We start from the raw sequence: 11,403 nt of genomic DNA, 5'->3' as shown, positions 1-11,403 counted from the left end.
GTCGGCGGGATCAGCCCCCGCCGACCGCCCCCGGGAGTCCGGTGGGGTCTCGGCCGCCCGCCCGGTGCGGGGCGGCCGGGTGGCCCGGCTCAGTCGGCCCGGCAGCTCAGGGCCGCGATGGAGTCGCGCAGCGCCGCCGCGACGTCCGGCACCAGCTGGTGCACCCCGTCCCGGACGACGTGCCGCCCGCCGACCACCACGTGGCGGACGTCGGCGGCCGAGGCGGAGAACACCGCGATCTCGGCGCCCAGGTGCGACGGCGGCCCGGCGGTGCGCACCGAGTCCAGCGCGATGACGGTGAAGTCCGCCAGCGAGCCCACCTCGATCCGCCCGGCCTCCGGCCAGCCCAGCGAGGCGTGGCCGTCCTCGGTGCCGGCCCGCAGCAGCGCGTTGGCCGTCCAGTGCCCGCGGGTGCGGGTGCGCAGCCGCTCGTCCAGCTCCAGGGCGCGGGCCTCCTCGAACGGGTCGATGACGGCGTGGCTGTCGCTGCCGAGGGTCACCGGGCAGCCGGAGGAGGCCAGCCGGCGAGCCGGGCCGATGCCGTCCGCGAGGTCCCGCTCGGTGGTGGGGCACATGCAGATGGTGGTGGAGGTGTCCGAGAGGAGCTTGATGTCCTCGTCGGTGAGGTGGGTGGCGTGCACGGCCGAGGTGCGCGGGCCGAGCGCGCCGTGGTCGGCGAGCAGCCGGGTCGGGGTGACGCCGTGCGCGGTGAGGCAGGCGTCGTTCTCGGCGGTCTGCTCGGAGAGGTGGACGTGCAGCGGGGCCTTGCGCATCGACGCCCAGTGCGCGACGGTGCCCAGCTGATCGGCGGGCACGGCCCGGACGGAGTGGATCGCGGCGCCGATCCGGGCGTGGTCGCGCGGCTTGAGCCCGTCCACCCGCTCGGCCCAGGCGTCGGCGTCGCCGTCGCTGAACCGGCGCTGCGGCTTGGTCGGCTCGGCGCCGAAGCCGGACGACAGGTAGCAGGTGTCCAGCAGGGTGATCCGGATGCCGGCCCGGGCGGCGGCCTCGACCAGCGCCTCGCCCATCGCGTTGGGGTCGTCGTAGCGGACCCCGCCGGGGGCGTGGTGCAGGTAGTGGAACTCCCCGACCGCGGTGATCCCGGCGAGTGCCATCTCGGCGTACACCGCGGTGGCGAGCGCCAGGTAGCTGTCCGGGTCGAGCACCCCGGCGAAGCGGTACATGGTGTCCCGCCAGGTCCAGAAGGTGCCGGAGCCGACCTGGACGTTGCCGCGCAGCGCCCGGTGGAAGGCGTGCGAGTGGGCGTTGGCCTGCCCGGGGACGAGCAGCCCTTCGAGCCGGACGGCGCCGGGCGGGCAGGGGCCGCTCTCCGGGGTGACCGCGGTGATCCGCCCGCCGGCGCCGGTGGCGATCAGCACGGCCCGCTCGACCACCGGCCCGTTGACGTGCGGCAGCCAGGCGTACTCCGCCCAGTAGGTCACTGACACGCCAGGTCCTCCAGTACGTCGGCGAGGGCGGCGACCCCGGCCAGGCAGTCGGCGGTCTCGGCGTGCTCCGCCGGGGAGTGCGAGACGCCGCTCGGGTTCCGTACGAACAGCATGGCGGTCGGGATCGCCGATGCGAGGATTCCGGCGTCGTGTCCCGCACCGGTCGGCAGCACCGGGACCCCGCCGAGGGTCTTGGCCAGCCGGTCGCGCAGCGGCCCGTCGAAGTCCACCACCGGGGTGTACGACTCGCGGGTCAGCTCGACCCGGACGCCGTCGCGCCCGCCGCGCTCGCGGGCGGCCCGCTCGATCGCGGCGACCAGCCCGGTGAGGGTGCCCTCGTCGGCGGCCCGGGAGTCCAGCCAGCCGCGGACCAGGGAGGCGATCGCGTTGGTGCCGTTCGGCTCGACCGCAACCTTGCCGAAGGTGGCCAGGGCGCCCGCGAGCTGCGCCCGCTCCCGCGCCGAGAGCACGGTGGCGGCGAAGGTCAGCATCGGGTCGCGGCGGTCCTCGACCCGGGTGGTGCCGGCGTGGTTGGCCTCGCCGTGGAAGTCGAAGCGCCAGCGGCCGTGCGGCCAGATCGCGCTGGCCACGCCGACCGGCCGGTCCTCGGTCAGGTAGCGGCCCTGCTCGACGTGCAGTTCCACGAAGGCGCCGATCCGGGCCAGCCGGTCGTCGTCCGCGCCGATCGTCGCCGGGTCGTGGCCGGCCCGCTCCATGGCGTCCGGCAGCCGCACCCCGTCGGCATCGCGCAACTCGTACGCGGCCTCCTTGGACAGCACGCCCGCGGTCAGCCGGGAGCCGATGCAGGCCACGCCGAACCGGGCGCCCTCCTCGTCGCCGAAGTTGACGATCGCCAGCGGCCGGGTGAACGCGGCGCCGCGGCCCCGGAGTTCGTCCAGGGCCGCGAAGGAGGAGACCACGCCGAGCGGGCCGTCGTAGGCGCCGCCGTCCGGGACGGAGTCCAGGTGCGAGCCGGTGACCACCGCGCCGCCGGCCCGCGGGTCGCCCAGCCAGGCCCACTGGTTGCCGTTGCGGTCCAGTTCGTACGCCAGGCCGCGGCTGCGCGCCTGCTCCTCGAACCAGGCGCGGCACTCGGTGTCGGCGGAGTTCCAGGCGAAGCGGCGGTAGCCGCCGGATGCGGCGGAGCGGCCCACGGGGAGCAGCTCCGCCCACATCCGTTCGAAGCTGTCGGAGGTCACAGCTCACCCATCGGGACGCGGACGCCGCGCTCGGCGGCCACCTCGTCGGCCCGGTCGTAGCCGGCGTCGACGTGCCGGATGACGCCCATGCCCGGGTCGTTGGTGAGCACCCGGCGGATCTTCTCGCCCGCCAGCGCGGTGCCGTCGGCGACGGTGACCTGGCCGGCGTGGATCGAGCGGCCGATGCCGACGCCGCCGCCGTGGTGGATGGAGACCCAGGAGGCGCCCGAGGCGACGTTGACCATGGCGTTCAGCAGCGGCCAGTCGGCGATCGCGTCGGAGCCGTCCAGCATCGCCTCGGTCTCGCGGTACGGCGAGGCCACCGAGCCGCAGTCCAGGTGGTCGCGGCCGATCACGATCGGGGCGGAGAGCTCGCCGCTCGCCACCATGTCGTTGAAGCGCTCGCCGGCCTTGTCGCGCTCGCCGTAGCCGAGCCAGCAGATCCGCGCGGGCAGGCCCTGGAAGTGCACCTTCTCCTGGGCCATCCGGATCCAGCGGTGCAGCGACTCGTTCTCCGGGAAGAGGTCGAGTACGGCCTTGTCGGTCTTGTGGATGTCCTGCGGGTCGCCGGAGAGGGCGGCCCAGCGGAACGGGCCCTTGCCCTCGCAGAACAGCGGGCGGATGTACGCGGGCACGAAGCCCGGGAAGGCGAACGCCCGGTCGTAGCCGGCCAGCTGGGCCTCGCCGCGGATCGAGTTGCCGTAGTCGAAGACCTCGGCGCCGCGGTCCTGGAAGCCGACCATCGCCTCGACGTGCTTGGCCATCGACTCGCGCGAGCGCTGGGTGAACTCGGCGGGCTTCTCGGCCGCGTAGGTCGCCATGTCGTCGAAGGCCACGCCGATCGGCAGGTAGCTGAGCGGGTCGTGGGCGCTGGTCTGGTCGGTGACGATGTCGATCGGCGCGTCCATCGCCAGCAGCTGCGGGAACAGCTCGGCTGCGTTGCCCAGCAGGCCGATGGAGAGCGGCTGCCTCTTGTCGCGGGCGGCGGTGGCGAGCTCCAGGGCGTGCGCGAGGTTCTTCGCCTCGACGTCCAGGTAGCGGTGCTCGATCCGGCGGGCGATCCGGGACGGGTCGCAGTCGATGCAGATCGCCACGCCGCCGTTCATGGTGACGGCCAGCGGCTGGGCGCCGCCCATCCCGCCGAGGCCGGCGGTGAGGGTGACGGTGCCCGCCAGGGTGCCGTCGAAGCGCTTGTTGGCGACGGCCGCGAAGGTCTCGTACGTGCCCTGCAGGATGCCCTGGGTGCCGATGTAGATCCACGAACCGGCGGTCATCTGGCCGTACATGGTGAGGCCGAGGCTCTCCAGCCGGCGGAACTCCTCCCAGTTGGCCCAGTCGCCGACCAGGTTGGAGTTGGCGATCAGCACGCGCGGTGCCCACTCGTGGGTCTGCATCACGCCGATCGGACGGCCGGACTGGACCAGCATGGTCTCGTCCTGCTTCAGGCCCTGCAGCGTGCGCACCATGGCGTCGAAGGAGCGCCAGTCCCGCGCCGCCTTGCCCGTCCCGCCGTACACCACCAGCTTCGAGGGGTGCTCGGCGACCTCCGGGTCGAGGTTGTTCATCAGCATCCGCAGGGCGGCTTCCTGCTGCCACCCCTGCGCCGTCAGCCCCGTCCCGCGCGCCGCACGCACCTCACGCGGCCCGCTCGTCTGCTGCACCATGCTCCCGGCCTCCCTGCGGATGGATTCATTCAAGATTGAGCAGACTGAATATATCCAATCAGTCGGCTCGCGACCAGCCCTCACCCCCATCCGATCAGCCACAGCCCCCCACCCTGCCCGGCGCTGCCCTGGAGCGGGCGAACACCAGCCACTCGGCCCAAGCGCCGACGGACGGAGGAACGCGATGAGGGCCGTCGCCGCACGGACTGGACGCTCTGCACCCGCCTCCGCGACGGCCCGCGCCAGGGCGCACTGAACGGCGGGTACGGCGAGCCGCCGCCAGAACCGGTCGCCGCGGACCTGCCCCTGTACGGCCCGAAGGGCCGACCGGGCCTCAGGCCGCCGACTCGCCGTCCCAGTCGATGCCGATCTCGGCAAGCCAGCGGCGGTCCTCGGCGTCGGGTCCGGCCGGGGCGGGCGGGCCGGGCGGTGCTGGCAGGCCGGGCGGGCGCGGGATGTCCTGGACGGGGCCGAGGCCGTACTTCTCGGCGGCCGCGGCGGCGCGCGGATCGGGTTCGATGACGCCGACGTGGACGGCGGTCTCGTCGCCCGGGTCGAGGACGGTGAGTTCGGGCTCGGGCAGGCGGCGCAGGGTGACCCGGCGTCCGCAGGCCGGGCAGGACCACTCGTCGGCGCCGGAGGCGAGCCGGCCGACGAACTTCATCTCGTGGATCACGCGCATGACGGCACCCCCTACGGGGAAGGATGCCCGGATTCGCCCCGGTTGACGCATGGTCAGCCGGTCCGGCTATTCCAGGAACAGCCCGCGGGCCGCCGCCGACTGCTCGATGGCCTCCAAGCGGGCTTCGGCGCCCGGGAGTTCGTCGCACATGGTCTGCAGCAGTACCCGTCCGAGCATCATCGGTGCGCAGGCGGTGTCGAAGACCAGGCCGGTGCCGACGGCGGCCGGCAGCAGCAGGTCGGAGAGCTTGGCGACCGGCGCGAAGGCGGAGTCGGCGACGGTGAGCACGGTCAGACCGCAGTCCCGGGCGACGGCCAGCGCGTCCATCAGCTCGCGCGGGTAGCGCGGCAGTGCGAAGCAGAGCAGCGCGCTGGCCCCGGCCGCCGCGGCCTGTTCGAGGCGGTCGGCGAGCATCGAGCCGCCCTCGTCGAGCAGCCGGATGTCGGGGTGGACCTTGGCCGCGAAGTAGGCGAAGCCGCGGGCCTGGGCGGAGGCGGCACGCAGGCCGAGCACCGGCAGCGGGCGGGAGGCGGCGAGCAGCCGGGCGGCACGGATGATCGGCTCGGGGTCGGCGAGGAGTTCGGCGAGGTGGCGCAGGTGCTCGATCTCGGCGAGGACGGCCTGCTGGTGCTCGTTGCGCACGGCGTCGTCCGGGGTCTCCGGGGCGGCCGGTTCGCCCGCACCGAGTTCCCGGAGCTGCTTGCGCAGCGCCGGGTAGCCGTCGTAGCCGAGCGCCACGGCGAAGCGGGTCACCGAGGGCTGGCTGACGCCGGCGAGTTCGGCGACCTCGACACTGGAGAGGAACGGCGCCTCGGTGGCGTGCCGGACCAGGGAGTGGGCGATGCGCCGCTGAGTGGGGGTCAGCCGGTGGCCCTCGAAGAGCTGGAGCAGCCGGGCCGAGGGGCCGACCGCACCGGAGTCCTCGCCGTCCGGGCCGCCGGTCGGGGCACCGGTGTGGTCGGTGGCGGTCATCAGCGGTACCTCCGGGTTCGGGCTGTCCGGACGACTGTGCAGCAGTCCGGTGGCGCGGGCAACGCGGTCTCGTACGCCGGACCGCGCGGTGGGACGGGGGCCGGCGGGCGGTTCTCGGGGGAACCCTGATTTCCCCCTGAAGCGACCCGGATTGGGCCCCCCGCAGGTGGACCGGGCCCCTGCGGCGGGCGCACGCTGGGCCCATGGAAAGTCGTCAGGACGAACTCAGGCGCGATCTCGACGCCGCCGTGCAGACGCGCAAGGAACTGGGCAAGGAGTACGAGTCGGAGATCGTCGACTCCTTCCTCTCCCGGCTGGACGCCCGGCTCGACGCCCAGGTGGACGCCCGGGTCGAGCGTCGGCTCGCCGAGCACGGCGCCGGCCACCCGGGCCGGTCCGGCGGCCGGGGCCCGGGGGCCTCCGCGGCCGGCCGGGCGAGCTGGCGGCACATGTTCACGCTGGTCATGGCCGTCCCGCTGTCCGGGGTCGCGGCGGGCACCTCGGGCCTGATGGGCCTGCTCGTCTGCTGGGCCGGGATCGTCGGGGTGAGCGCCTCGTCCGCGATCGCCGAGCGCGTGCAGGGCGAGCGGGAGGCCGCGCGCGCCCGGCGGGGCGAGTGGGACTGATCCCGCCCGCCCCACCGGGGGCGCCGCGGGTCAGGCCAGCGGGCCGGTGACCTTCTCGACCGCCCGGACCAGCTCGCCGGAGGCGACCAGCGCCGCGGCGGCCTCCAGGTCCGGCGAGAGGAAGCGGTCGCGGCCGGCGCCGCCGACCCCGGCCTCCCGGGCGGCGGCCAGTGCGGCGGCGGTGGCGGGGGCCACCGTGCCGCTCGCGTCGGCCTGCCGGCGGATCTCCAGCGCGCGGGAGGCGGCGGTCAGCTCGACGGCGAGGATCCGGCCGAGGTTCTCGACGGACTGGCGCAGCTTGCGGGCGGCCGACCAGCCCATCGACACGTGGTCCTCCTGCATGGCGGAGGACGGGATCGAGTCGACCGAGGCGGGGACGGCGAGCCGCTTGTTCTCGCTGACCAGGGCGGCCTGGGTGTACTGGGCGATCATCAGGCCGGAGTCCACGCCCGGGTCGTCGGCGAGGAAGGCCGGCAGGCCGTGCGAGCGGGCCTTGTCCAGCAGCCGGTCGGTGCGGCGCTCGGAGATGGAGCCCAGGTCGGCGGCGGCGATGGCGAGGAAGTCCAGCACGTACGCGACCGGGGCGCCGTGGAAGTTGCCGTTGGACTCCACCCGGCCGTCCGGCAGGACCACCGGGTTGTCGACCGAGGCGGCCAGCTCGCGGGCGGCGACCAGCTGGGCGTGCGCGACGGTGTCGCGGCCGGCGCCGGCGACCTGCGGGGCGCAGCGGATGGAGTAGGCGTCCTGGACGCGCGGGGCGTCGTCCTGGTGGTGGCCGGTGAGGCCGGAGTCCTTGAGGACGGCCAGCATGTTGGCGGCGGAGAGCGCCTGGCCGGGGTGCGGGCGGATCGGGGCGTGCAGTTCGGGGGCGAGCACCCGGTCGGTGCCGAGCAGCGCCTCCAGGGTCATGGCGGCGGTGATGTCGGCGGTGGTGAACAGCCGCTGCAGGTCGGCGATGGCCATCACCAGCATGCCGAGCATGCCGTCGGTGCCGTTGATGAGGGCCAGGCCCTCCTTCTCCAGCAGTTCGACGGGCTCGATGCCGGCGGCGGCGAGCAGTTCGCCGGCGGGCTTCTCGACGCCGTCGGGGCCGGTCGCGGTGCCCTCGCCCATGAGCGCCAGGGCGCAGTGGGAGAGCGGGGCGAGGTCGCCGGAGCAGCCGAGCGAGCCGAATTCGCGGACGACCGGGGTGATGCCGGCGTTGAGGAGGGCCGCCATGGTCTGCGCGACCAGCGGGCGGACGCCGGTGCGGCCGGAGGCGAGGGTCTTCATCCGCAGGAACATCAGCGCGCGGACCACCTCGCGCTCCACGGCCGGGCCCATCCCGGCGGCGTGCGAGCGGACCAGCGAGCGCTGCAGCTGGGCGCGCAGCTCGGGGCTGATGTGGCGGACGGCCAGCGCGCCGAATCCGGTGGAGACCCCGTAGACGGGGCGCGGCTCGGCCGCGAGCGCGTCGATCCGGGCCCGCGCCGCGGCCATCTCGGCGAGCGCGTCCGGCCCGATCTCGACCCGGGCACCGCCCCGGGCGACGGCGAGGACGTCCTCGGCACTGACGTCGGCCTTGCCGACCTGGACGAGCGGCGCGTCGGGGGCCGCAGCACTGTGCATATCCATATGCATTATCACAGCAGGTGAATGAAGATATGACAACTGCTGGCCCGCCGTCCGTGCGGACCGGCCCGGACCGCAGGGCTCCCCGCCGCGCCGGCGATTTCGGATCCGCGGCGCCGTGCCGCAGTCTGGGGTGGGCAAGGGAACGTACGGAGGTGGCGGGCCGATGACGCGGGCGACGGCGCGGCGGCGGGTGGTGCGGCTGCGCGGGGACGGGCGCATTGCGCGGCCGGACGCGGTGGCGGCGGAGGAGCCGCTGGAGATACGGGTCGGCGGCGAGCCGCTGACCGTCACCATGCGCACCCCCGGCCAGGACTTCGACCTGGTCGCCGGGTTCCTGGTCGGCGAGGGCCTGGTGCACTCCGGGGAGGACCTCGCGGCCCTGCGCTACTGCGCCGGCACCGACGCCGAGGGCGCCAACACCTACAACGTGGTCGACGCGACGCTGCGCACCCCCGGCGCGCTGCCGCTCTCCGCGCACCGGAACCTGCTGACCTCCAGCGCCTGCGGTCTCTGCGGCCGGGACACCGTGGAGGCGGTGCGCACCCACGTGCGCCGCCCGGTCGCCGACGACCCGCTGACCGTCGCGCCGGAGCTGCTGTACGGCCTGCCGGACCGGCTGCGGGCCGCCCAGCGGACCTTCGCGTCGACCGGAGGCCTGCACGCGGCCGGGCTGTTCGACCCGGCGACCGGGGAACTGCTCTGCGCCCGGGAGGACGTCGGGCGGCACAACGCCGTGGACAAGGTGGTCGGCTGGGCGCTGCGCGCGGGCCGGCTGCCGCTGACCGGGCAGGTGCTGCTGGTCAGCGGCCGGGCCTCGTTCGAGCTGACCCAGAAGGCCGCGCTGGCGGGCGTCCCGCTGCTGGCCGCGATCTCCGCGCCGTCCTCGCTGGCCGTGGAACTGGCCGAGGAGCTGGGCCTGACCCTGGTGGGCTTCCTGCGCGGGGAGAGCGCCAACGTCTACACCCGCCCGGACCGGATCAGCTGACCGCGGCCGGCAGCGCGGCCTCGATCAGCTCGACCGCGCGGCCGGTGCCGCCCTCCTCGCGCAGCTCCCGGCGGATGGCCGCGAGCCGCTCGGCGACCTGCGGGTCCGCGGTGAGCTCCAGCAGGGCGCCGCGCAGCGCCTCGGCGGTGGCCTGCTCGGTGTCGATCCGGCGGCCGACGCCGAGTTCGACGAGCCGGTCGGCGTTGGCGAACTGGTCGACGGCCTGCGGGACGGCGATCATCGGCAGCCCGCAGTACAGGCCCTCGCTGGTGCCGCCCATGCCCGCGTGGGTGACGAAGGCGTCGGCCTGCTCCAGGATCGCGAGCTGCGGCACCCACGGGTGGACCTCGACGTTGGCCGGGAGCTCGCCGAGCTCGGCCGGGTCGGTGTGCTTGCCGATCTGCAGGACGACGTGCCAGCCGGGCAGGCCGCCGAAGGCCTCGACGCAGGCGCGGTAGAACGCCGGCTGGTGGGTGTAGGCCGAGCCGAGCGAGACCAGCACCACCCGGTCGGCCCCGGCGGGGCGCTCCCAGCCGCCCTGGTGCGAGCGGTCGCCGAGGCAGGGGCCGAGGAAGGTGTAGCGCTCGGGGTCGACCCGGTCGGCGTTGGGCTGCAGGGCGCGCGGCACGAGGGCGAGCGAGCGCACCGGCCGGGACTTGAACTCCTCGGGGTCGTGCACGGCGGCGCCGTTGTCGACCAGCCAGTCGGTGAAGCGGCGCATGTGCTCGGGGCCGCCGGGCCCGGTGCGGATGGACTCGAACACCTCGGCAAGGTCCTCCTCGACGCCCTCCCAGCCGACGAAGGTGGGCGAGAGCTGGACGATCGGCACGTCCCACGCCTCGGCGAGGACCCGCCCGGCGTACCCGGCGATGTCGTAGAGGAAGAGGTCGGGGCGGTCCTGGTCGAGGGCGTCGCGCAGGGGCGGGAGCATGGCGGCGGCGTCGCTCAGGAAGAGGTCCTGGATGGCCACCGGGTCCTGCATCCAGACCTCCGAGGACTCCTCCATCGGCAGCACGGTCTCGTACGGGACGAGGGTCGCGCCGGTGGACTCGACGAGGTCGGCGAAGGAGCGGTCGTTGGCGTAGCTGACCCGGTGGCCGCGGGCGACCAGGGCGCGGACGACCTCCAGGCTGGGGTTGACGTGGCCGTGGGCCGGGATGGAGACCATGGCGATGTGGGCGGGGCGGCGGGTCATGCGTCCTCCTGGGGTGCGCGGCGGTCGGCCGGGCCGATGCAAGACGAGACGATTCGTCTCGCAGCCCCTCCAGAGTGCACCAGTCCTGATCCCGCGTCAAGACGAGACGTATCGTTCCGTCTGGCGGTAGGATGAACGCCATGACGAGAAGCAGCACCCCCGACCCCGCCCGCCGCAGCGAACGCTCGCGCACGGCCGTCCTCACCGCCGCCGCCGAGCTGGTCGCCGAGACGGGCTTCGCCAAGCTCACCATCGAGGCGATCGCGGCCCGCGCCGGCGTCGGCAAGCAGACCATCTACCGCTGGTGGCCCTCCAAGGGAGCCGTCGTCTTCGACGCCTTCCTGGCCGCCAACGAGGACGCCGCCGGCAGCCTCGCGCTGCCCGACACCGGCGACCTCGCCGCCGACCTGCGCGCCGTACTGCGCCCGACCGCCGACGAGCTCGCCGACCCCGGCTTCAACCACACCGGGCGCGCCCTCACCTCGGAGGTGCTGCTCGACCCGGCGCTGCTCCGCGAGTACCGCGAGCGCCTGCTCGACCCGCTGCTGGACGTCACCCGGGACCGCCTGCGGGCCGCCAGGGAGGCCGGCGCGATCGCCGCCGACGCCGACCTCGACCTGGCCGTCGAACTCCTCTACGGCCCGCTCTACTACCGCTGGCTGCACGGCCTCGGCCCGCTGGACCACGCCTACGCCGACCGCCTCCTGGACGCCGTGCTGCGCGCCCTGCGCCCCTGACGCCGCGGGGCCGGCCCGGCGTCAGTCCCGCTTGCGGCGGCGCAGCAGCACCATGACCAGGATGACGACCAGGGCGACCACCAGGACGCCCGCGATCACGCCGAAGATGATGCCGAAGGCGGACTTGAAGAAGCCCTTCTTCTTCTTGGACTTGTCCTTCTTGCCGCTCTTGCCGCCCTTGCCCTTCGCCGCCAGCGGGGTTCCCTGCTCGGCGGAGGCCGCGGCTGCGGCGGCCGGGGCCGCAGCGGGGGCCGGAGCGGCCGCAGGGGCCGCGGCCGGCG

Annotated in this window: 10 protein-coding genes and 1 pseudogene; 3 read left to right on the top strand and 8 right to left on the bottom strand. The window is 74.7% G+C overall.

Translation table 11 applies throughout. The features are described from left to right. Positions 1-89: 89 nt before the first annotated feature. The 5 genes from ACWGB8_RS35785 to ACWGB8_RS35765 all read right to left on the bottom strand — a co-directional run bounded on the left by ACWGB8_RS35785 (position 90) and on the right by ACWGB8_RS35765 (position 5,965). Positions 90-1,448, bottom strand: coding sequence for a formimidoylglutamate deiminase (locus ACWGB8_RS35785; RefSeq protein WP_452217836.1), 1,359 nt, complete (start codon positions 1,446-1,448; stop codon positions 90-92). Further along, positions 1,439-2,623 (bottom strand): allantoate amidohydrolase, encoded by a 1,185-nt coding sequence (locus ACWGB8_RS35780; RefSeq protein ID WP_452217838.1) that lies wholly within the window; start codon positions 2,621-2,623, stop codon positions 1,439-1,441. The genes ACWGB8_RS35785 and ACWGB8_RS35780 overlap by 10 nt, the downstream gene beginning before the upstream one ends. 20 nt (positions 2,624-2,643) lie before the next feature. Then, positions 2,644-4,311: a urocanate hydratase gene (hutU, locus tag ACWGB8_RS35775; protein WP_452217835.1), complete on the bottom strand. Its 1,668-nt coding sequence runs from the start codon at positions 4,309-4,311 to the stop codon at positions 2,644-2,646. A gap of 334 nt (positions 4,312-4,645) precedes the next feature. After that, positions 4,646-4,993: a hypothetical protein gene (locus tag ACWGB8_RS35770; RefSeq protein ID WP_452217834.1), complete on the bottom strand. Its 348-nt coding sequence runs from the start codon at positions 4,991-4,993 to the stop codon at positions 4,646-4,648. A gap of 66 nt (positions 4,994-5,059) precedes the next feature. Further along, positions 5,060-5,965, bottom strand: coding sequence for a MurR/RpiR family transcriptional regulator (locus ACWGB8_RS35765; protein ID WP_452217833.1), 906 nt, complete (start codon positions 5,963-5,965; stop codon positions 5,060-5,062). 203 nt (positions 5,966-6,168) lie between these two features. On the opposite strand from ACWGB8_RS35765, the gene ACWGB8_RS35760 reads away from it, so the two are divergent. Further along, the gene (locus ACWGB8_RS35760) at positions 6,169-6,591 is read left to right on the top strand and encodes a hypothetical protein (protein WP_452217832.1); all 423 of its coding nucleotides are present in this window, start codon (positions 6,169-6,171) and stop codon (positions 6,589-6,591) included. 30 nt (positions 6,592-6,621) lie between these two features. On the opposite strand, the gene hutH is transcribed toward ACWGB8_RS35760, so the two are convergent. Further along, positions 6,622-8,199, bottom strand: coding sequence for a histidine ammonia-lyase (gene hutH, locus ACWGB8_RS35755; RefSeq protein ID WP_452217837.1), 1,578 nt, complete (start codon positions 8,197-8,199; stop codon positions 6,622-6,624). A 169-nt stretch (positions 8,200-8,368) separates the two neighbouring features. Between hutH and fdhD the strand changes: the two genes are divergently transcribed. Beyond that, positions 8,369-9,190, top strand: coding sequence for a formate dehydrogenase accessory sulfurtransferase FdhD (fdhD, locus tag ACWGB8_RS35750; protein WP_452217831.1), 822 nt, complete (start codon positions 8,369-8,371; stop codon positions 9,188-9,190). Here fdhD and ACWGB8_RS35745 read toward each other — a convergent pair. After that, positions 9,183-10,385, bottom strand: a complete 1,203-nt coding sequence (locus ACWGB8_RS35745; RefSeq protein WP_452217830.1) for a macrolide family glycosyltransferase — start codon at positions 10,383-10,385, stop codon at positions 9,183-9,185. The genes fdhD and ACWGB8_RS35745 overlap by 8 nt on opposite strands. Before the next feature lie 140 nt (positions 10,386-10,525). On the opposite strand from ACWGB8_RS35745, the gene ACWGB8_RS35740 reads away from it, so the two are divergent. Next, positions 10,526-11,122, top strand: coding sequence for a TetR/AcrR family transcriptional regulator (locus tag ACWGB8_RS35740; RefSeq protein WP_452217829.1), 597 nt, complete (start codon positions 10,526-10,528; stop codon positions 11,120-11,122). Between the two features lie 21 nt (positions 11,123-11,143). Here ACWGB8_RS35740 and ACWGB8_RS35735 read toward each other — a convergent pair. Beyond that, a pseudogene (locus ACWGB8_RS35735) lies at positions 11,144-11,403 on the bottom strand (hypothetical protein); the annotation flags it as partial.

The organism is Kitasatospora sp. NPDC054939 (assembly GCF_053610105.1).
Note: the sequence above shows the minus strand (reverse complement) of the source record. Positions and strands in the feature narration are given on the sequence as shown.